This window comes from Streptomyces sp. NPDC037271 (assembly GCF_055603605.1).
Genome location: NZ_JBVJVN010000010.1, coordinates 47,986 through 67,051 on the forward strand (window position 1 = coordinate 47,986; position 19,066 = coordinate 67,051).

General features: G+C 73.4%; 19 protein-coding genes. 9 read left to right on the plus strand and 10 right to left on the minus strand.

Annotation, left to right across the window (positions count from 1 at the left end; genetic code table 11):
• The first annotated feature begins 139 nt into the window (after positions 1–139).
• Entirely contained in the window at positions 140–2,089 is a 1,950-nt protein-coding gene (locus tag ACZ7G3_RS18830; RefSeq protein WP_470926878.1) for a TerD family protein, read from the plus strand.
• 13 nt (positions 2,090–2,102) lie between these two features.
• Here ACZ7G3_RS18830 and ACZ7G3_RS18835 read toward each other — a convergent pair whose 3' ends face one another.
• The 7 genes from ACZ7G3_RS18835 to ACZ7G3_RS18865 form a co-directional block, all read right to left on the minus strand.
• Positions 2,103–2,261 carry a hypothetical protein gene (locus tag ACZ7G3_RS18835; protein ID WP_470926880.1) on the minus strand — a complete coding sequence of 53 codons (159 nt, stop codon included), beginning with the start codon at positions 2,259–2,261 and terminating at the stop codon, positions 2,103–2,105.
• A gap of 78 nt (positions 2,262–2,339) precedes the next feature.
• On the minus strand, positions 2,340–3,215 hold the full coding sequence (locus tag ACZ7G3_RS18840) for a phosphogluconate dehydrogenase C-terminal domain-containing protein (protein ID WP_426597604.1): 876 nt from the start codon (positions 3,213–3,215) through the stop codon (positions 2,340–2,342).
• Positions 3,215–4,024 (minus strand): sugar phosphate isomerase/epimerase family protein, encoded by an 810-nt coding sequence (locus ACZ7G3_RS18845; protein WP_470926882.1) that lies wholly within the window; start codon positions 4,022–4,024, stop codon positions 3,215–3,217. The genes ACZ7G3_RS18840 and ACZ7G3_RS18845 overlap by 1 nt, the downstream gene beginning before the upstream one ends.
• On the minus strand, positions 4,024–4,803 hold the full coding sequence (locus ACZ7G3_RS18850) for a triose-phosphate isomerase (protein ID WP_470926884.1): 780 nt from the start codon (positions 4,801–4,803) through the stop codon (positions 4,024–4,026). The genes ACZ7G3_RS18845 and ACZ7G3_RS18850 overlap by 1 nt, the downstream gene beginning before the upstream one ends.
• Complete coding sequence (locus ACZ7G3_RS18855; RefSeq protein WP_470926885.1) at positions 4,803–5,285, minus strand: ribose-5-phosphate isomerase; 483 nt, start codon at positions 5,283–5,285, stop codon at positions 4,803–4,805. Before ACZ7G3_RS18855 ends, ACZ7G3_RS18850 begins: the two co-directional genes overlap by 1 nt.
• 11 nt (positions 5,286–5,296) lie before the next feature.
• Entirely contained in the window at positions 5,297–7,129 is a 1,833-nt protein-coding gene (locus ACZ7G3_RS18860; protein ID WP_470926887.1) for a dihydroxyacetone kinase family protein, read from the minus strand.
• On the minus strand, positions 7,126–8,493 hold the full coding sequence (locus ACZ7G3_RS18865; RefSeq protein ID WP_426597609.1) for an MFS transporter: 1,368 nt from the start codon (positions 8,491–8,493) through the stop codon (positions 7,126–7,128). The genes ACZ7G3_RS18860 and ACZ7G3_RS18865 overlap by 4 nt, the downstream gene beginning before the upstream one ends.
• Before the next feature lie 235 nt (positions 8,494–8,728).
• Between ACZ7G3_RS18865 and ACZ7G3_RS18870 the strand changes: the two genes are divergently transcribed.
• The 8 genes from ACZ7G3_RS18870 (at position 8,729) to ACZ7G3_RS18905 (ending at position 16,831) form a co-directional block, all read left to right on the plus strand.
• Positions 8,729–9,490, plus strand: coding sequence for a FadR/GntR family transcriptional regulator (locus tag ACZ7G3_RS18870; protein WP_426597610.1), 762 nt, complete (start codon positions 8,729–8,731; stop codon positions 9,488–9,490).
• Between the two features lie 160 nt (positions 9,491–9,650).
• Positions 9,651–11,522, plus strand: coding sequence for a LamG-like jellyroll fold domain-containing protein (locus ACZ7G3_RS18875; RefSeq protein ID WP_470926889.1), 1,872 nt, complete (start codon positions 9,651–9,653; stop codon positions 11,520–11,522).
• A 526-nt stretch (positions 11,523–12,048) separates the two neighbouring features.
• The gene (locus tag ACZ7G3_RS18880; RefSeq protein WP_470926891.1) at positions 12,049–12,951 is read left to right on the plus strand and encodes a PhzF family phenazine biosynthesis isomerase; all 903 of its coding nucleotides are present in this window, start codon (positions 12,049–12,051) and stop codon (positions 12,949–12,951) included.
• Between the two features lie 91 nt (positions 12,952–13,042).
• Complete coding sequence (locus ACZ7G3_RS18885; protein ID WP_470926893.1) at positions 13,043–13,471, plus strand: hypothetical protein; 429 nt, start codon at positions 13,043–13,045, stop codon at positions 13,469–13,471.
• 53 nt (positions 13,472–13,524) lie between these two features.
• Positions 13,525–14,022: a hypothetical protein gene (locus ACZ7G3_RS18890; protein ID WP_470926895.1), complete on the plus strand. Its 498-nt coding sequence runs from the start codon at positions 13,525–13,527 to the stop codon at positions 14,020–14,022.
• 78 nt (positions 14,023–14,100) lie between these two features.
• Positions 14,101–14,907: a DsbA family protein gene (locus tag ACZ7G3_RS18895; RefSeq protein WP_470926897.1), complete on the plus strand. Its 807-nt coding sequence runs from the start codon at positions 14,101–14,103 to the stop codon at positions 14,905–14,907.
• On the plus strand, positions 14,900–15,745 hold the full coding sequence (locus tag ACZ7G3_RS18900; RefSeq protein WP_470926899.1) for a cytochrome c biogenesis CcdA family protein: 846 nt from the start codon (positions 14,900–14,902) through the stop codon (positions 15,743–15,745). Before ACZ7G3_RS18895 ends, ACZ7G3_RS18900 begins: the two co-directional genes overlap by 8 nt.
• Positions 15,746–15,994: 249 nt before the next feature.
• Entirely contained in the window at positions 15,995–16,831 is an 837-nt protein-coding gene (locus tag ACZ7G3_RS18905) for a lysozyme (protein ID WP_426597617.1), read from the plus strand.
• A gap of 32 nt (positions 16,832–16,863) precedes the next feature.
• On the opposite strand, the gene ACZ7G3_RS18910 is transcribed toward ACZ7G3_RS18905, so the two are convergent.
• The 3 genes from ACZ7G3_RS18910 to ACZ7G3_RS18920 all read right to left on the minus strand — a co-directional run bounded on the left by ACZ7G3_RS18910 (position 16,864) and on the right by ACZ7G3_RS18920 (position 18,639).
• Positions 16,864–17,586, minus strand: coding sequence for an FAD binding domain-containing protein (locus ACZ7G3_RS18910; protein WP_470926901.1), 723 nt, complete (start codon positions 17,584–17,586; stop codon positions 16,864–16,866).
• A 184-nt stretch (positions 17,587–17,770) separates the two neighbouring features.
• Complete coding sequence (locus tag ACZ7G3_RS18915) at positions 17,771–18,343, minus strand: hypothetical protein (protein ID WP_426597619.1); 573 nt, start codon at positions 18,341–18,343, stop codon at positions 17,771–17,773.
• On the minus strand, positions 18,340–18,639 hold the full coding sequence (locus tag ACZ7G3_RS18920) for a hypothetical protein (RefSeq protein WP_426597620.1): 300 nt from the start codon (positions 18,637–18,639) through the stop codon (positions 18,340–18,342). Before ACZ7G3_RS18920 ends, ACZ7G3_RS18915 begins: the two co-directional genes overlap by 4 nt.
• Positions 18,640–19,066: the final 427 nt, after the last annotated feature.

Consider the following 19,066-nt stretch of genomic DNA (forward strand, 5'->3'; position numbering starts at 1 on the left):
CCTGAGGGCGGGCGGGTGACACGCCAGCAGTGTGCCAGGGGGCGCCCGGCCGCCGTGGGGCGCGGTCGCGGCCGCCGTAAACCGGGATCAATCGGCGTTCGAGTTGAAGGAACCGTGGACACACATCCATCCTTCCTTCATGTCTCTCACGTCTGCCGCCGCCGATCCGTCCGACCTGCGCGACTACGCCTTCGAATGGGCGTTGGTCGACGTGGAGACCTCCGGTCTCGTACCGCGCCGTGACCGGGTGCTGTCCGTGGCCGTGGTGACGCTGGGCCCGGACGGCGAGCAGACCGGGGAGTTCTCGACCCTGCTGGATCCCGGCTGCGACCCGGGGCCCGTTCATGTGCACGGTCTGACGGCCGAGCGGCTGCGGGGTGCGCCGGCCTTCGAGGAGGTGGCCGAACGGATCGGCGCGCTGCTGGAGGGGCGGGTACTGGTCGCCCACAACGCCCAGTTCGACTACGACTTCCTCGCCCACGAGTTCGCGCGGGCCGGGCTGCGGCTGCCCGTCGCCAGGCGGTTGTGCACGCTGGCCCTGAACCGCCGCGTGGACCCGCCGACCGACGACCTGAGACTCGGCACGCTCGCCGCGCACTACGGCGTCCCCCAGGTGAAGGCGCACGACGCGCTGGACGACACGCGGGTGCTGGCCGGCGTGCTGCGCGCCACGCTGCGGGAGGCGGCGCAACTGGACCTGTCGTTGCCGCTGGTGGCCTGCCCGCCCCGGCAGGACGCGCAGTTCGCGCCGAAGCCGCCCAAGACGCCGTGCGCCTTCCGCAACCCGGGACGGCTCACCACGGGCGGCCCGCTGGTGCAGGGCATGAAGATCGCCGTCACCGGGGAGACCGTGACCGCACGGACGGATCTGCTGCTGCGGGGCTCCGCCGCGGGGCTGAACATGATGACCTCCGTCAGCCGGCACACCAGTGCTCTGGTCGCCAACGACCTGTCGGCCGGATCCGCCAAGGCCCGGCGGGCGCTCACCGAAGGGGTGCCGGTCATCGACGAGGCGGCCTTCCTGCGGCTGCTCGGCGATGTCCGGCCCGGTGTCCCGCACGAGGGAGCGCCGCCGGAGACCGAGGCCGTCCCCTCGTCCGGCTCTCCCGCGCTGCCGGCCGTCCCGGCGCCGCGCACGCCCGAAGCGGCCGAGGCGGTCGAGGCGGTCGAGGCGGTCACCCCGGAGACCCCCGAGCCCGCCGCCCTCCCCGCCCCGGCCGTGCGGACGGAACCGGCCCCGCCGGCCGCCGGCCCGAAGCCCGGCAGGCGCCCCGGCAAACCGCGCGGCCCGCTGACCGGACGGCGGGTCCTGGTGCTCGGCGGCACCCACCCCGACGCGGTGGCCGCCCGTACGCGCGTCGTCGAACTCGGCGGGGCCGCGGCCATCAACCTGTCCGCCGGCGTGACCGACGTGGTCGTCCTCGACGGCGGCCACACCGACCGCAGACTGCCCCGCATCGCCGCGCTGCTGCTGCCCACGCACGACGCCGCGTGGCTGGTCGCACCGGTCGTGACGGCGGCGCCGCGGGCGGACGACCGGCGTACGGCCGCGCATGTGCTGCCGCGCGGCGGCGTCGTCGATCTGCCGCTCCAGAGCGGGCGGGGAGAGGCGCACCGCTGGACGGTCACCGCGTCGTGGGCGCAGCAGACGGCGTGCGAGATCGACGTGGTCGCGTTCGTGCTGGACGAGGACGAGCAGGTCTCCTTCGACGAGGACTTCGTCTTCTACGGCGCCCCGGAGAACCCGGGCGGGACGGTGCGGCTGCTGAGCGACGGTCCGACCGAGCAGACCGTCAGCGTGGACCTCGCCACCCTGCCGCCCTCGGCCCGCAAGGTCGTCATCGCCGCCGCCATCGACGGCTCCCCCGCGTTCGGCGACGTCGGCGCCCTGCACATCGTCTCCGGTCCGGGCAGCAGCGCGGCGGCCCTCGCGCAGGCCACGCTGGACGCGGCCACCACCGAGCGCACCATGCTGCTCGCGGAGATCTACCGGCGCGGGCAGAGCTGGCGGCTGCGGGCCGTCGGCCAGGGCTACGACCACGGTCTCGGCGCCCTCGCACGGGGCTACGGCGTCGACGTCGCCGACTGACCACCGCCCCTTCTCAGCCGCCCTGCCTCGGCCGGGGCATCACCCGCAACCGCAGGCCCTTGAAGCCGAGGCAGCGGATGCCCGGCCCGGTGAAGGCCTTCGTGTCGGTGTCGCCCGGGTCGCGGTACGGCTCCGGGTGGCCGCGGGACGCGTCCGGACTGCCGGGTGTCACCGCCGCGTTCGGCACGCGGGCGTGGGCGGGACGACGCCGGAGGCCGTGGAGGCCTCCGGCGTCACGGCCTCCGGCACGTCAGCGCTTGATCTCCTTGATCTTCAGCATGCGCGTGATGACCTTGTCCAGCTCCGCGTCGTCGAAGACCTTCTTCCAGTCGTCGCGCACGATGGACTCGCGGCCGTAGTCCATGGCGATCAGGCAGGCGTCCGAGAACGGGTTGGAGCCCTTCAGGGTGTTGGCCAGGGCGACCTGGGTGTGGCCCAGCAGCATCGCGCGGGCGGCCTTCTCCGGGACGCCGACGGTGTGGACCGTCTCGTGCAGGGCCTCGGTCAGCAGGGCGCCGACCATGCAGGCGATGGTCTCGACGAGGGTGGGCTCCAGCACGGCGAGCTGCTTGACGGTGACCCAGTGGACGTCGACCACGGGGGCGTACATCACGCGGATGACCGCGTCGGCGAGCTCCTGCTTGGCTTCGTCCCCGCCCTCGTAGGCGGCGACGACCTCCTGCGGGGCGGCGATGCCGCCGAAGGTGTCCTGCCACTCCTCCTTGGTGGTGCGCTCGAGGAAGACGGAGGGGTGGCAGGGGTGGGCGCAGGCGTAGTGGATGTCCTCGCGGGTGAGGAGCAGGCCGGCGTACGCGGCGGCCGGGTCGAGGGTGAGGACGACCGTGCCGGGCTTCATCAGCGGCACGAGCTCCTCGGAGACCTTGCCGAGGACGACGTCGGGCACGGCGAGGATGACGACGTCGGCCTCGGCGGCGGCGTCCTTCGACTCGGTCAGTTCGCGGCCCAGGCCGCGGATCAGCTCCTGGCCCTTGGGGGACGCCTCGCTGAAGAGGACCCGGAAGTCGCTCTTCACCAGGTTGTTGGAGACGCGCTGGCCCATCTTGCCGGCGGCCCCGATGACGGCGACGGTCTTCGCGTCGGCCCGGTGCTGGATCTCGGTGGCCATTACTCGCTCCTCAGGAGGGTGTTGATGCTGTGCTGCGTCCACTGGTGTTCGAGCCGGGCGGTGGCGTCGTAGCCCTCGTCCTGCCACGGGAGCCAGTGCTCCACGATCTGGTTGATGCCGCGGTCTCCCGGCCGGGCCGCGCGGACGGCGGCGATCATGCCCTCGTGGTCGAGGAGGCCCTCGCCGAGCGGGCAGCCCGCGTAGGTGAAGCCGACCCAGCCGTCGCGGCGGGTGAACGCGAAGTCCTTGACGTGGATGTTGACCACGTGCGGCGCGGTGGTGGCGACGACGTCCACGGGCCGCTCGAGGCGGGCGACGCTGTTGCCGGGGTCGAGGACGATGCCGAGGTGCGGGCTGTCGACGGCGCGTACGACGGCCACGAGGTCGTCGGTGGCGACCTGCTCGTAGGTCTCCAGGCCGAGGGTGACGCCCGCGGCGGCGTAGCGGGGCACCGCTTCCTCCAGCAGGGCGACCGCCTCGGTGGTGCCGGGCCGGTGGTCGGCCGTGTTGAGCATGGAGCGGACCAGGGTGACGCCCAGTTCGCCCGCCATGTCGAGGTACTTCAGCAGGTGTTCGGGGCGGATGCCGCGGGTGCCGAGTTCCAGGGTGAGGCCGAGGTCGTCGGCGGTGGCGCGGACGTCGGCGAGCCGCGCGGCGTCGTAGGACTCGACGGGGGCGTAGTCGCAGATCTGGAAGACCTCGCCGCCGAGCTCCGCCGTGTCGCGGAGCATCGCGGTCAGGCTCATCGGCCGGTGAGCGCGATCGGAGATACGCCAGAAGTAGGCGTAGGTGCTGATGCCGTACGCCATCACGCCACCGCCGCCGGGGCCGGTGAGCGGATCTCGTCGAGGATGGCCTCGACGTTGGCCGGGTCGTGGGCGAAGCGGCCGAGGAAGAGGCCCTCGGCGGTGCCGGCCAGGCGGGTCAGCAGGCCGGGGCCCGCGCTGCCGCCGTAGATGACGGTGGAGCCGGCGTGTCGCGGGCGGGTGGCGAGCCAGCCGCGCAGGGCGGTGCACACGGTCGCGATGTGGTCGGCGGAGGCGGGCTCGGGGGCGCCGATGGCCCACTGGGGTTCGTAGGCGAGGACGACCGCGCCGTCCAGGCCGTGCAGCAGGCGTTCCGCCTCGGCGACCGTGCGGGCCGCGGCGTCGGCCGGGTCGGCCTCGTCGCGTTCGCCGACGCACAGGACGGGGGTGAGGCCGTTGCGCAGGGCGGCGGCGGTCTTGGCGGCGACGACGGTGTCGCCCTCGCCGTACAGGCGGCGGCGCTCGGCGTGGCCGACCTCGGCGTAGCGGCAGCCGATCTCCTTCAGGAGGGGGCCACCGACCTCGCCGGTGTAGGGGCCGCTGTCCTCGGCGGCGATGTCCTGGGCGCCGATGGCGACGCCGTACGGGGCGAGGATGCCGGTGGCGGGGACGAGCGTGGGGAAGGCCGGGAGGACGAAGAGGCGGGCGGCGCCGGACGTGACGGCGGGGTGCCGTTCGGCCAGGGTGGCGATCCGGCGGGACCAGTTGAGCGTCTGGTGGTGGCCGAAGTACATCTTCAGGCTCACCCCCAGCAGGACGGGTGACGGTGCGGAGGCGGACATCAGGCGGCTGCCCCGTCGCCCGCGGCGGTCTCGTAGTCACACATCAGCTGGACCTTGGCCGCCGACGCCGAGCTCTCGTCGAAGCGGTAGGTGAGCCACTCGGCGGCCAGGCGGCGGGCGAGTTCCAGGCCTACGACGCGCTGGCCGAAGGTGAGGACCTGCGCGTTGTTGGAGAGGATCGCCCGCTCGACGGAGAACGAGTCGTGGGCGGTGACGGCCCGGATGCCCTTGACCTTGTTGGCGGCGATGGCGACGCCGAGTCCGGTGCCGCACACCAGCAGGGCCCGGTCGGCCTCCCCGCGGGCGACCATCTCGGCGGCGGCGATGGCGACCGTCGGGTAGGCGGTGTGGCCGTCGGCGTCGACGCCGACGTCGGTGACCTCGGCGACCAGGGCGCTGCCGCGCAGGTCCTGCTTGAGGACTTCCTTGTACTGGTGGCCGGCGTCGTCGGACCCGACGACGATGCGGAGCTTGTCGGTCATGTCGGCTTTCCTCAGAGGTGGTCGTGGGGGTGGTCTTCGCGGGGATGTTCTTCGTGGGGGTGGTCTTCGCGGGGGTGGTCTTCGCGGGGGTGGTCTTCGCGGGGGTGGTCTTCGCGGGGGTGCTCGAGGAGTGCGCCGTGGACGGCGCGGGTGATCAGGGCGAGGGAGTGCGCGCCCGCGTCGGGGGTGCCGAGGGACTTCTCGGCGTGCGGGCGGGCCCGGCCCTTGCGGGGCAGCAGGCCGGCGGTCGCGGCGGCCGCCTCCGTGGCGACGGTGGCGGCGCGGTCCCAGGCATCCGTGAGGCCCAGGCCGTGGGCCACGCCGTCGGCGAGTGTGTCGGCGAACGGGACGAGGACGTCGACCATCGTCTTGTCGCCGACCTCGGCCCCGCCCAGCCGGCGTACGGCGGCGGAGGCCTCCGTGACCCCGGCGGCGACCCTGGCGGCGTCCGGGGTGTCCTGGTCGCCGAGGGCGGTGGCGAGGGAGCGCAGGACGGTGCCCCACAGGGCGCCGGAGGTGCCGCCCGCCTTGTCGGCCCAGGCGTCGGCGGCCTGTGTCAGGACGGTGCCTGCCCCCGCGCCGCGAGCGTGGACGTCGGCGGCGGCCCGGCGGGCGGCGGTGGAGCCGCGCCGCATGCCGATGCCGTGGTCGCCGTCGCCGGCGACGGCGTCGATGCGGCCGAGTTCGTCGGCGTGCGTGTCGACGGTGGCGGCCACCGCGTCCAGCGCGGCCAGGACGGTGCCGGCGGCCTGCCGGGAGGTCCCGGAGGCGGGGGGTACGGCGGTGTCCGGGGTGTCCTCCGCCAGAGGGTCCCGGCCGCCCTGTTCGGGCGCGTCGAGAGTGCCCTTGCGGAAGGCCGGGGTGTCGGCCGGCGCCCGCCACAGCTCCTCCAGGCGGTCGTCCAGCCAGGTCAGGGTGAGGGAGACGCCGGCCATGTCGAAGCTGGTGACCAGTTCACCGACCTCGGGGTCGACGATCTCCACGCCGGCCTCGCCGAGGAGGGACGCGACCTTGCGGTAGACGACGAACAGTTCCTCGTACTTGACCGAGCCGAGTCCGTTGAGGATGACGGCGGCGCGCTGTCCGGCGGGGCCCTCGACGTCCTCGGGGAGCTCCTTCAGCAGGGTGTCGACCAGGAGCCGTGCCGCCTCGTCGGCGGTGGGCAGGGGCTCCTCACCGATGCCGGGTTCACCGTGGATGCCGAGGCCGACGGCCATGCGGGCCTCGGGGACGGTGAACAGGGGCTGGTCGGCGCCGGGCAGGGTGCAGCCGGAGAAGGCGATGCCGAAGGAGCGGGTGCGGGCGCCTGCCCGTTCGGCGACGCGCAGCACCTCGTCCAGGGGCAGTCCCTGCTCGGCCGCGGCGGCCGCCGCCTTGAAGACGGGGAGGTCACCGGCGATGCCGCGCCGCTTGGCGGACTCGTCGGGGGCGGCACTGGAGATGTCGTCGGCGACGGCGAACGTCCGGGCGTCGATGCCGTCGGCGGCGAGCCGCTCGGCGGCCTGCCCGAAGTGCAGGACGTCACCGGCGTAGTTGCCGTACATCAGCAGCACCCCGGCGCCGCCGTGGGCGGCCCTGGCCACGGAGCGTATCTGCTGGGCGGAGGGCGAGGCGAAGACGTTGCCGACCGCGGCCCCGTGCGCCAGGCCCCGGCCGACGAGGCCCGAGAAGGCGGGGTAGTGGCCCGAGCCGCCGCCGATCACCACGGCCACCTGACCGGGCGGCGTGGCCGTGGCCCGGACGACTCCGCCGGTGACGGAGCGGACCCAGCGGCGGTGGGCGGCGGTGAAGCCCTCCAGCGCCTCGTCGGCGAAGGCGGCGGGGTCGTTGAACAGGCGGGTCATCGGAGGGCCTCCACGGCCTGGTGCTCGGGGGCGGCGGCCGGTTCGTCGGTGCGGTTGCGGGCGGCGAGCCAGATCATCAGGGCGGCGGACAGCAGCATGAAGAAGCCGACGAGGTAGAGCGGTACGTGGTAGCCGCCCGTCCAGTCCTTGAGCCAGCCGGTGATGTAGCTGGAGGCGAATCCGGCGACGTTCCCGGCCGTGTTGATCAGGGCGATGCCCGCCGCGGCGGCGGCTCCGGTCAGGAACCGGGAGGGCACGGACCAGAACACGGGCAGCGCGGCGAAGATGGCGCAGGCGGTCACGGTGATCACGGCGACCGTGGCGGTCGGCGAGCCCATGTAGAGGGCGAGGGGGATGGAGACGCCGCCGACGACGGCCGGGCCGGCCACGTGCCAGGTGCGGGTGCCGTGGCGGGTGGCGTGCCGGCTCCAGAAGTAGAGGACGACGGCCGCGGGCAGGTACGGGATGGCCGTGATCCAGGCCTTGTCCATCACGCTGAACGTGGTGTCGTACTGCTCCTGGAAGCCGTTGATGATCGTCGGCAGGAAGAAGGCGAGGGCGTACAGGCCGTAGACGAAGCCGAAGTAGACCGCGGCGAGGGTCCAGACCCGGCCGCTGGTGAAGGCCTTCTTCAGGTCTCCCTTCGCGTGCTTGCTCTCGTGCCCGGTCTTCTGGGCGTTCTCCGCGGCGAGCTCGCCGGTCAGCCAGTCGCGCTCGGCCGGGGTGAGCCACTTGGCGTCGGCGGGCTTGTCGATCAGGTAGAACCAGGCGACGACGCCGAGGATGATCGCGGGCAGCGACACGAACAGGAACATCACGCGCCAGCCCTCGAGACCGAACAGGCCGTGGCGGCCGATCAGCCAGCCGGCCAGCGGGGCGCCGAACACGGTGGTCAGCGGCTGGGCGAGGTAGAACAGGCCGAGGATCTTGGTGCGGTGGCGAGAGGGCACCCACTGGCTGAGGAACAGGATCGCGCCGGGGAAGAAGCCGGCCTCCGCGACGCCGAGCAGGAAGCGCAGGGTGTAGAGCTGGCCGCTGCTGCTGACCCACGTGAACAGCAGGGAGACGACGCCCCAGGTCACCATGATCCGGGCCAGCCAGCGGCGGGCCCCGAAGCGGTGCAGGGCCATGTTGCTGGGGACCTCGAGCACGATGTAGCCGAGGAAGAAGATCCCGGACGCGAAGCCGAACTGGGCGGCGGTCAGGGCGAGGTCCTGCCCCATGCCGTTCGGTTCGGCGAACGAGACGGCCGTCCGGTCCAGATAGTTCACGAAGAACATCAGCGCCACGAACGGCACGAGGCGGACTGAGACCTTCTTGATGGCAGTTCTCTCGACTGCCGCGGATGGCGCTTGGGCACCCATGGGCGACTCCTCGGCTCGCCCGGACAGCTCCGTCCGGGGTGGGTCGTGCCGGACGGTCCGCCACGGGGCGGCCGGCCGGTTCGCCTTCACGCTATGCCTCGGGGCCAAATTGGTCACCAATTTACCAGTGTGGTGACGATCATAGATTTCCCGGCGGCCCAACTCTTGACAAACCGCACCCAAGGGATGGGTGAACTGCCTGGTCAGTCGGGTGGATACGGCATCTGGTTGACTGGTGACCGTGACCAGTCAGCCTGATCAGCAGAGCTCCGCCGCCGCGCCCGATCTCGCGCAGCTCCTGCGCCCCGTGGTACGCGAGTCCTCCGTGAGTGAGGTCGCCAAGCGGCTTCTCGACCACCTCTCGGCCGGTGACATCCGGCCCGGCACGCGGCTGCCCGCCGAGCGGCAGCTGGCCGAGGCCCTCGGCGTCGCACGCTCCAGCGTGCGCGGCGCACTGTCCGCCCTGGACGTCCTCGGGATCATCGAGATCCGCCCGGGCTCCGGCTCCTACGTGCGCGAGGGCACCTCCGAGTTCCTGCCCCGGGCGATCAACTGGGGGCTGATGCTGGGTCAGCGGCGCACCCGGGACCTCGTCGAGGTGCGCACGTACATGGAAGGTGTCTCGGCCCGGCTGGCGGCACAGCGCGCCACCGACAAGGACGTGGCACTGCTGGAGGAGCATCTCCAGCACATGCGCGACGCGGGCGGCGACGTCAGGGCGTTCATCGACGCCGACATCGCCTTCCACCTGGAGACGGCCCGCATCGCGGGCAACACCGTCCTCAGCGACATCCTGCACAGCATCCGGGCGCTGCTCCAGGTGTGGATGGAGCGCGTGAGCGACATCGAGGGCACCGTCAGCGGCACGCTGTGCGAGCACGACGCGGTGCTCCAGGCGATCCGCGCGCGCGACCCGGAGGCCGCGGACCGCGCGATGGCCGAGCACATGCGGATGGCCAGCGCACGGCTGCGCGCCTCCGTGGACGGCGACGCCTGACCCGTCCGCGCCCCACCAGCCCCACCAGACCCTCCAGCCCCTCCAGCCCCTCCAGTGGCCCGCCGCCCACCATGCGGCGTTCAGCTCACCGTCAGCACACGGTCAACGCCCGTGAGCACCGTGAGCCTCGCACGGTGGACTTCCCGCTCCTGGAGGGCAGATGAGCACGACGGAACAGCACGAGAACCCGGGCAGACGCACGGTACTGAGAGCGGCCGTGGCCGGCTCGGTGGCCGCGGCGGCGACCGGAACCGTGGCAGCGGTACCCGCGCAGGCCGCGGAGGCGTCCGGCGGACGGCACTTCGACACCGACAGCCCGCGCTTCACGCTGGCCGTCCTGCCGGACACGCAGTACCTGTTCGACGCGGACAGCACCGACCCCGCTCCCCTGCGGGAGACCTTCCGCTACCTGGTGGCCGACCGGTCCGAGGCCAACATCGCCTTCATGACCCACCTCGGAGACGTCACCGAGCACGGCACCGAGGACGAGATCCGCCGCGCCGCCCAGACCTTCCGCACGCTGCACGGCAAGGTGCCCTACAGCGTGCTGGCGGGCAACCACGACATCGCGTCGTCGACGGACGACCAGCGCGGCGACTCCGCCTACCTGCGGGAGTTCGGGCCCCGGCGCTACGCCTCGATGCCGACCTTCAAGGGTGCCTCGCCCGACGGCTACAACAGCTACCACGTCGTGCGTGCCGCGGGCCGCGACTGGCTGGTCCTCGCCCTGGACTGGAGGATCAGCGACAAGGGCATGGAATGGGCGCAGGGGGTGCTCGACGCGCACCCGGCGCTGCCCGCCGTGCTCACCACGCACGACCTCGCCTTCGCGGACGACGAGGGATCGGCCCGGCTCTCCGGCAACGGGCAGCGGCTGTGGGACGGCCTGATCCGCGGCAACGACCAGATCTTCCTGGCGCTCGGCGGGCACTACTGGCCGCCCGGCCGTACGGTCCTGCGCAACGACGCCGACAACGATGTCCACATCCACATCACCAACTACCAGGACCGCTACTACGGCGGTGCCGGCATGATCCGGACCTACGGGTTCGACGTCGTGCGCGGGGTGATCGACGTGGAGACGTTCGCGCCGTGGTTCCTGGCCCGCGACCCCGGGCGGCGGACGCCGCTGGAGGCCGAGACGGTCGAACTGACCGGCCCCGCCGACCGGTTCAGCCTGAGCATCGACTTCGACGAGCGCTTCCGGGGTTTCTCCCCCGTCGTGGGACCGAAGCCCCGCCCCGCCGCCGCGGTGATGCCGCGCGGCACGGTCGCCTACTGGAGGTTCGACGCCTCCGGCATGACGACCGCCCCGGACGACGGCCCGGTCGCGGACGGCTCCGTCGTGCGCGACCTCTCCGGCCACGGCAACGACCTCGTCGTCGGCCGTCTGCACTCCAGCGGGCCCGAGGCGCTCACCTGGTCGCCGGACCACCATCCCGGGCAGCCCGCGCACGCCAGCCTCCGCTTCGACGGCGGCAAGGGACCGGACCGCGGCGCCGTCCTCCGTACCGGCCCGCGAGCACCCCTGAACAGCGAGAAGTTCCTGCGCGGGTACACCATCGAGACCTTCGTCCGGCTGCCCGAGCCGTTCGAGGGCGATCACAGCTGGATGGGCATCCTCAGCTGGGAGGGGCGCAACGGGGACGCGGGCAAGACCACCGGCTGGTCTCCGCTGGAGCCCACGTGCAGCCTCAACCTGTCCCCGGAGCGGTTCCTGCAGTTCGTCGTGTACCCCCACCGCCAGGACGCGGATCCCACGTCGTGGAGCCACGCCGTGCCGGTGGGGCGCTGGATGCACGTCGCCGTGGTCAACGACGGCCGCCGAACCGTCGTGTACGTGGACGGCTCGAAGATCGCCCGCAATCCCACCGCCCCCTCCACCGGAATCGCCACCCTCGGCAAACCCTTCGTTCTCGGGGGCACCCAGTTCGACGGGCGTTTCGGACAGGGCTTCTACGGCTGGATCGGCGACACCCGCATCGTCGACCGGCCGCTGCGGACACGGGACTTCCTCACTCCGTTCGACTGACGTCCGCCCGGGGGCCGGTCGGGCGACGTGGCCGTCGGGGCGCACCGCGATCGTGCGTGCGGCACTCCACTTCGGGCCGGCGCCCACCGGACGGACGGTGTGGCGCCGGGTGCCGTGCGGCAACGGGCGGTCGGCCGGCACGGCGTCGGCGCCCTCGTGGCCGTCGGGTTCGGGCAGCAGGTGCCTGGCGTCCCGCAGCGGCGAGAAGAGACCGGTGCCGTCCTCGAAGGCCGGGTCCGGGAGCCGGCTGCCGGTCAACGGGTGCGCGGAGCGACGCCCGGTCCGAGGGCGGCGTCAACCGCGTCCTCGGCGGTGTCCCGGGCGCCGGCCGAGACGGTGCCCGCTCGGTCTGCCGGGGGCGGCATGTTCGTCCATGGCCTGGTGCGGCACCGCCGGTGCCGGCCGAGGAGCCTCATGTCCACCGCGCAGCGGATCCCCGGCATCCTCTCCCCGGTGCCGCAGCGGCGGTTGCGCGACCTCGCCCGAGGCCGGTGACGTCCACCGCCGGGGGTGAAAGGGTGGGGCCATGACCACCTGCGTGAGGGGACCGAGCGACGTGGAAGACCGTTCCGAGCAGCCTGCCGAGACAGGCATCCTGCGCTACTCCGCCTTCACCCACGTTCCCGAGGGCGGGAATCCGGCCGGGGTGGTCCTCGACGCCTCCCGGCTCGACAGCACGGCGATGCGGACGATCGCCGCCGAAGTGGGCTACTCCGAGACGGCCTTCGTCACCGGCGGCGACGAGGCGACGCGACGGTTCCGGGTCCGCTACTTCAGTCCCCTCGCCGAGGTGGCGTTCTGCGGGCACGCGACGGTCGCGCTGGCCGTCGCTCTCGCCCAGCGGCTGGGGCCCGGCGGAATCGTCCTCGACACACCCGCCGGCGAGATCCCCGTGTCCACCGCGGCCGATGACGCCGGAGCGGTGCGGGCCACCCTCACCAGCGTGCCGACGCGTTCCCGTCCGGCTCTCGCGGCGGAACTCGACGCCACGCTCGGGGCGCTCGGCTGGACCGCAGCCGACCTGGATCCCGCCCTGCCCGCCCACGTGGCGTTCGGCGGCAACGACCACCTCGTGCTCGCCGCCGCGTCCCGGGCCCGACTGGCCGGCCTCGACTACGACTTCGAGGAGCTCGCCGAGGTCATGCGGCGCCACGGCTGGACGACGGTGGACCTGGTCTGGCGCGAGTCCGCGGAGCGCTACCACGCCCGCAACCCGTTCCCCGTCGGCGGCGTCGTGGAGGATCCGGCGACGGGAGCGGCGGCGGCCGCGTTCGGCGGGTACCTCCGTGAACTGGGCCTGGTCACCCGCCCCGGCACGATCGCGATCCGCCAGGGAGAGGACATGGGCCGCCCCAGCGACCTGCTGATCGACGTGAGCCCACAGGATCCCCGCATCCGGGTCACGGGACAGGCGGTGCCCATCCCTTAGGTGCGTCGACCGGCTCGACGGGGGGGGGTATGTAGGGTGGCTTCCGCATACGTCCGTCCCCAGGCAGTCCCAGCGGTAGGAGCCGTCCCCGATGTCCCAGCGCGGCAGGCACGCCCGAGCGGTGTCGCTGCTGCGCTGCGCACTGGCGTTGGTCACCGTGGCCGTCGCCGTGCTGTGCGTGTCGGGGGCGAGCCGCTCGCCGGCCACCGGCGACGGGACGGCCGTGACCGGCTACTCGTCGTCGGTCGTCGTGCCCTCCGCCGACGTCCCCTCCGCGGCCGGACCGGCAGCGGACGAACCGGCGTCCACCGCGCCTCGTCCGTGCGAGAAGAAGGGCCTGTCCGAGCCCTCTTCGACGCGCGGGGACCTCCGCGTTCCCGAGCCGTCGCCCGCCGGGTCCGTGGACACGGGCACGCAGCGCGGGACGCCGCTGTCGTCGACGCCCCCGCATCCGGCCGCGTGGACCTCGCCGCCGCCGAGCTGTGCCAGTAGTACCTCGACCACCGTTCTGAGGATCTAGACCGGACCTTCGTGCCGCGTCCGTCGCATCCTTTCGAACGGAGTCCATTCCCCATGCCTTCCTCCTCCCGGTCGCCGCGCCGGGCGGGAGCGGCCCTCGCGTCCTGGCGGCCCGCCCAGTGGGCCGCCGCCGGAGCCGGTGCCGCTCTGACCGCCGCCGTCGTGGGTGTCCCCACCGCGGTCGTGCCCTCCCCCTTCTTCGGCCGGACCGTCCCCGTCCAGTGGTGGAACTATCCGGTCCTCGCCGTCACCGCCGCGCTGGCGGGCGTGGTCCTGGCCACCTTCGTCCGCCTTCCGGGGACGGCGGACTCGCCGCGGACCGACGGTCCCGGCAGCAGGCTGGGTCCACTCGGCGGCCTCCTGTCCTTCCTGGCCGTGGGCTGTCCCGTCTGCAACAAGGTGGTCCTGCTGCTGCTCGGCAGTTCCGGCGCGCTGACCTACTGGGCTCCGCTCCAGCCGGTCGTCGCCGTCGCCTCGCTGGTGCTGCTGGCCGAGGCGGCACTGCGCAGGCTGTCGACGGCCGAGGCCTGTCCGCTGCCCGTCCGCACCTGAGCGCCGTCCGCCGCGCTTCCCACGGAGCCCCCTCCCGCGCTCCGTCCCACCCTCTTCCTCCTGCTGTGGAGTCGACCCATGAACGCTGCATCACGCCTGCCCGAGAAGTCACGCGCGGGCGCCGCCCCCGGCGGCGGCGCCGTATCGCGCCGCCGGCTGCGGCCGGTCCTCGCCGGCATCGTCCTGGTGGTCGCCGTCGTCGTCGCCGTCGTCGCCCTGGCCGGCGGCGGGGACTCCGCCGGCCGTCCCGCCGGCACGCCGGCCTCCGCCGCTCCGTCCGCGGCGGCTCCCGCCGATCCCTCCTTGCTCGCGCTCGCCCGACGCGAGTCCGGTGACCCCTACGCCCTGGGGAAGCCGGACGCGCCGGTCGTACTGATCGAGTACTCGGACTTCCAGTGCCCCTTCTGCGGCCGGTTCGCCCGCGAGACCAAGCCGGAACTGCTGCGCGACTACGTCGAGAGGGGCGTACTGCGGATCGAGTGGCGCCACTTCCCGCTCTTCGGCGCGGAGTCGGAGCAGGCGGCCCGCGCCTCCTGGGCGGCGGGACGACAGGGCCGGTTCTGGCAGTTCCACGACACCGCCTACGCCCATCCGCGCGAGCGCAACAAGGGCGACTTCGCCGAGAAGGCACTGCTCACCATGGCCGAGGAGGCGGGCATCGAGGACCTCGACCGCTTCCGCGCGGACATGAACTCCGCCGCGGCCGACGCGGCCGTGACCCGGGACGTCGAGGAGGGCTACGCGCTCGGCGTCAGCAGCACCCCCGCCTTCCTCGTCAACGGCCGGCCGATCCTGGGCGCCCAGCCCACGGACGTGTTCGCCGAGGCGGTCGAAGCCGCCGAAGCCGCCGAAGGAACGCGCGCACGGGGTGGCACCGATGAGTGACCCGGGCTTCGCGGTCGCCTTCCTCGGCGGGCTGCTGGCGCTGCTCAGCCCTTGCTCGGCTCTTCTGCTGCCCGCCTTCTTCGCCTACTCGTTCACCAGCCGCACCCGGCTGCTGGGTCGCACCGCGCTGTTCTACGCCGGGCTGTGCCTGACCATGGTGCCGTTGGGCGTGGCGGGATCGCTGGCCGGGCGCCTGTTCTACGGTCACCGCGACCTGCTGGTCACGGCGGGCGGCTGGCTCGTCATCACCCTCGGGGCGGCGCAGTTGCTGGGCCTGGGATTCGGTTCGCGCCGTATGCAGCAGGCCGCGGGCGGGCGCCGGTCGGGTTCGGCACTGTCCGTGACGGCACTGGGTGTGGTGTACGGGCTGGCCGGCTTCTGCGCCGGCCCCATCCTCGGCAGCGTCCTCACGGTCGCCGCGATTGGCGGTGACCCCTGGCGGGGCGGGGCGCTGCTCGCGGTGTACGCGTTGGGCATGGCCGTGCCGATGTTCCTGCTCGCGGCGCTGTGGGACCGGTTCGACCTGGGCCGACGGCAGTGGCTGCGCGGCCGGCCGGTACGGCTGGGCCAGCTGCGGACGCACTCCACGTCACTGCTGGGCGGGGCGATGTTCATCGCCCTGGGCGTGGTGTTCCTGCTCTTCGACGGCACGTCGGCGCTGCCGTCGCTGATGGGCGTGGACACGGAGTTCGCCTGGGAGCAGCGCGCGTCCCGCCTCGGGGACGCCGTCTCCGACCGCACGCTGCTGGGCGTGCTCGCCCTCGCCCTGGCCGCGGGGGCCCTGGCCGTCCTGGTGCGCGGGGTCCGCGATGCGCGCCGCGAGGGACGCGAACGCTGACGTCCTCGGCGCGACGCAGAGGGGCGCCTGCGGGCGTCCCTCTGCCCGGCCCGTCGGTCAGGCCGTTCCCGGCAGCCGTGTGCGCCGTGTGCCGTAGGGAGCCACCCGCCGGGCCCGGGTCCGGCGCGGCTCCGGTGAACTCGTTCACCTGGTGGGTGACACGGCTTCGCGCCTCGGGGGCCCGTTCCCCAACACCGTCCGGCCGATTGTGAGATGCGGTCGGGCGGGACAGCGGATCGGATGGGTGCCATGCGCAGACCCATAGCCGTGGCGTCCAGCCACTCACGCCGCCTGCTCACGTCAGGCATCCTCCTCGCCGCCCACTCACTCCTCCTCACCGTGTCCGCGGTCCCCGCGTCGGCCGACGACGCGGGGACACCCGTCCGCGGCTCCGCCTACATGGGCGGAGGCGTTCTCGCCCACGAGGGAGTCCAGGGGCGCCCCGCCGGCACCCGGGCCACCCAGACGGAAGGCGTCGACGTCTCCAGCCATCAGGGCAGCGTCGCGTGGGCGACCCTCTGGAACAGCGGGGTGAAGTGGGCCTACGTGAAGGCCACCGAGGGGACGTCCTACCGGAACCCCTACCACGCGCAGCAGTACGGCGGTTCGTACGACGTCGGAATGATCCGCGGCGCGTACCACTTCGCGATCCCGGACGGTTCCGGCGGCGCGGCCCAGGCCGACTACTTCGTCGACCACGGCGGCGGCTGGTCGAAGGACGGCAGGACGCTCCCGGGCGTGCTCGACATCGAGTACAACCCGTACGGGGAGACCTGCTACGGCAGAACCCCGAGTGGGATGGTCGGCTGGATCCGCGACTTCCTGGACCGGTACAAGGCGCGCACCGGCCGCCACGCCGTGATCTACACGTCCACCAGCTGGTGGAAGCAGTGCACCGGGGACTACAGCGGTTTCGGCTCCACGAACCCGTTGTGGATCGCCCGGTACGCCTCGACCGTGGGCCCCCTCCCGGCCGGCTGGGACCAGCACACGATGTGGCAGTACACCTCGTCCGGGCCGGTCGTCGGGGACCACGACAAGTTCAACGGGGCACTGGACCGCGTCAAGGAACTGGCCAACGGCTGACGCCGGCCGCGGGCCGGCAGGCGCCGGCTCCGTCAACGACCGGTGAGAGGACCGAGGATGTCGGCGACCTGCTCACGCACCACGTCCCGGGCAACGGGAGGCAGGGCGCCGACGTCCGTCCGCTCCAGCGTGTCGAGCGCCCCGTCGACGCCCGCGTCGCACGGCGCGGTCTCGCTGAGCACCTCGTAACCGTCGCGCACGGCGACCCGCAGTCGGCGCCGGCCCTCACCGTCGGCGTGCACGGCGGTGGCGACGACCAGTGGCGGCGGTCCGCCGGCCTCGGCGGGCTGCTTGCGGTAGCCGCTGGCCACCGGGGTGCGCCAGCTCAGTGCGAGCAGCAGGTGACGCTTCGCCATGACCTCGGCGAGATCGGTCTCGTAGGCCCGGTCCGGCCCCAGCACCGTGGCGCGGGCGTCCAGGACCAGGGCGGCGGGCAGCAGGCAGCGCAGGCTGCTGCCGACGAGGTTGCCGCCGACCGTGGCCGTCCGGCGTACGGCTCCGGTGCCCACCGTGCCGGCCGCCCTTCGCAGTACCTCCGGTACGCGGTCGTCGACGCGGTGCAGCATCACGGCCGCACCCAGCTCTTCGGGTCCGACCGCGGTCGCCTCGGGCAGGTCGCGCAGCGACATGGCCAGCTCCGGGAAGCCGTCCCGCTGCCAGGTGGCCCACACGAGGGTGGCACCGCCGATGGGCACCGCTCCCTCGGCCATGCACTCCTGCGCTTCGGACACGGACGTGGGCAGACGCAACAGCATGGCGATCGACCTGCTTTCCCCGGAGGGCGGCGGTCGGACGACGCCGCGCCTCCCGCCGCGTGATCACGGCCACTGCGCATTGTCCGTACCGCCGCGGGGGCGCGTACAGGGCTCACACCGCCCGCTGCATGCGCCCTTCGCGCGCCGGAGCACCACGTGAACGCCGGGCCACGCCCGGCGGACACTATCCGCGCTTCAGGGGGCGCTTGTAGTACCGCCAGGGGAAGGACCCGGAGCCGACCTGCGTCCACCCCTGTCCCTCCAGCCGGCGGTGCCGGGCGCCGATCGCGAAGGGGACCCTTCGGTGTTCCCAGGGATGGTCGGACTTCTCGACGACATGGAAGAACGGGCCGAAGTCGACCACGTGCCAGCCGTCCGCGCCCGCCTCGGCGAGCGCCTGCATCTCGTCGAACGCGGTCAGTGGTGTCAGTACCCGCCGTTCCGCCGCACCGGACGCGTCCGGACCGGGCCGCCCCTTGCCGGCGAACCGCTGCTGCGCGGCCTGCCGGCTCACCCCGAGCACGGTGCCCACGGTGTCCCAGCTCTGCCCCGCGGCTCGCGCGCCCTGGACCGCCTCGCGGAGCAGCCTGCTCGTCTCCTCGGCACCGACGCGGCTGGCGGCCACCAGCCGGAGATAGCCGACCGGGTCGTGCTCCAGCGACTCGACGAGCCCGTCCGGGGCATCGAGTACGGCGGCTGCGACGCCCTCCCGGATCCGCAGGATCTCCTCCTCGGTGAGCAGTTCGGTCCCGCTCACCGGCGCTCACCGTCCGGCTCGTCGGTGCGCAGCGGCTCCAGGACGGCGAGTGTCTCCAGGTCCCGCTCCAGCCGCGTGGCGTCGGCGGAGGCGGCGGTGCTGTTCGCCAGGGACGCCGCGAGGAGTACTCCCATGACGAGGACGATCAGAAGGTCCGCGGCCACCAGGACGAGGAAGGCCGGCGTCTCCAGGTCGTCTGCGAGGGACATCGCCAGGGCGATCAGGGCGGTCACCACGGCGAGCAGGCCGGTGGCGAGCGGCAGCGCCGCTACGGAAGGGCGTGGGGAAGTGTGCATGGCGTCAAGGAAACATTGACACCCTGCACGCTGTCAAGGAAACCTTGACAGCGCCCCGGACGGGGCAGGGAACCGCCGATCGCGCCCGGTTCCGGGGTGCGCCCGGCCGACCCGCTGCCCGCGCGTGAGGTGCTCACAGGGTGCGGTTGAAGGGGTGCCCGTGGATCAGCGGAACAGAAATTGGGAGGCCGGCCGAGGGATCGGAGTCGTCGTAGCCGATCGAGGCTCCGCGCGCGGTTCGTCGCGGCGCCGGGGGGGGGGGGGGGGGGGGGGGGGGCGGGGGGGGGGGGGGGGGGGGGGGGGAGGGGGGGGGGGGGGGGGGGGGTGGGGGGTGGGTTGTCCCCCCCCCCCCCCCCCCCCCCCCCCCCCCCGCCGCCGCGGGCCCGGTCGCCTTCGTCGCGCTCACCGCGCCGCAGCTCGCCCGCCG

Excerpts from the sequence above, each read along its gene's own strand:
- ACZ7G3_RS18830 (WP_470926878.1), top strand. The coding sequence starts at position 140 with ATGTCTCTCACGTCTGCCGCCGCCGATCCGTCCGACCTGCGCGACTAC.
- ACZ7G3_RS18840 (WP_426597604.1), bottom strand. The coding sequence starts at position 3,215 with ATGGCCACCGAGATCCAGCACCGGGCCGACGCGAAGACCGTCGCCGTC.
- ACZ7G3_RS18845 (WP_470926882.1), bottom strand. The coding sequence starts at position 4,024 with ATGGCGTACGGCATCAGCACCTACGCCTACTTCTGGCGTATCTCCGAT.
- ACZ7G3_RS18850 (WP_470926884.1), bottom strand. The coding sequence starts at position 4,803 with ATGTCCGCCTCCGCACCGTCACCCGTCCTGCTGGGGGTGAGCCTGAAG.
- ACZ7G3_RS18855 (WP_470926885.1), bottom strand. The coding sequence starts at position 5,285 with ATGACCGACAAGCTCCGCATCGTCGTCGGGTCCGACGACGCCGGCCAC.
- ACZ7G3_RS18860 (WP_470926887.1), bottom strand. The coding sequence starts at position 7,129 with ATGACCCGCCTGTTCAACGACCCCGCCGCCTTCGCCGACGAGGCGCTG.
- ACZ7G3_RS18865 (WP_426597609.1), bottom strand. The coding sequence starts at position 8,493 with ATGGGTGCCCAAGCGCCATCCGCGGCAGTCGAGAGAACTGCCATCAAG.
- ACZ7G3_RS18875 (WP_470926889.1), top strand. The coding sequence starts at position 9,651 with ATGAGCACGACGGAACAGCACGAGAACCCGGGCAGACGCACGGTACTG.
- ACZ7G3_RS18880 (WP_470926891.1), top strand. The coding sequence starts at position 12,049 with ATGACCACCTGCGTGAGGGGACCGAGCGACGTGGAAGACCGTTCCGAG.
- ACZ7G3_RS18885 (WP_470926893.1), top strand. The coding sequence starts at position 13,043 with ATGTCCCAGCGCGGCAGGCACGCCCGAGCGGTGTCGCTGCTGCGCTGC.
- ACZ7G3_RS18890 (WP_470926895.1), top strand. The coding sequence starts at position 13,525 with ATGCCTTCCTCCTCCCGGTCGCCGCGCCGGGCGGGAGCGGCCCTCGCG.
- ACZ7G3_RS18895 (WP_470926897.1), top strand. The coding sequence starts at position 14,101 with ATGAACGCTGCATCACGCCTGCCCGAGAAGTCACGCGCGGGCGCCGCC.
- ACZ7G3_RS18900 (WP_470926899.1), top strand. The coding sequence starts at position 14,900 with ATGAGTGACCCGGGCTTCGCGGTCGCCTTCCTCGGCGGGCTGCTGGCG.
- ACZ7G3_RS18905 (WP_426597617.1), top strand. The coding sequence starts at position 15,995 with ATGCGCAGACCCATAGCCGTGGCGTCCAGCCACTCACGCCGCCTGCTC.
- ACZ7G3_RS18910 (WP_470926901.1), bottom strand. The coding sequence starts at position 17,586 with ATGCTGTTGCGTCTGCCCACGTCCGTGTCCGAAGCGCAGGAGTGCATG.
- ACZ7G3_RS18920 (WP_426597620.1), bottom strand. The coding sequence starts at position 18,639 with ATGCACACTTCCCCACGCCCTTCCGTAGCGGCGCTGCCGCTCGCCACC.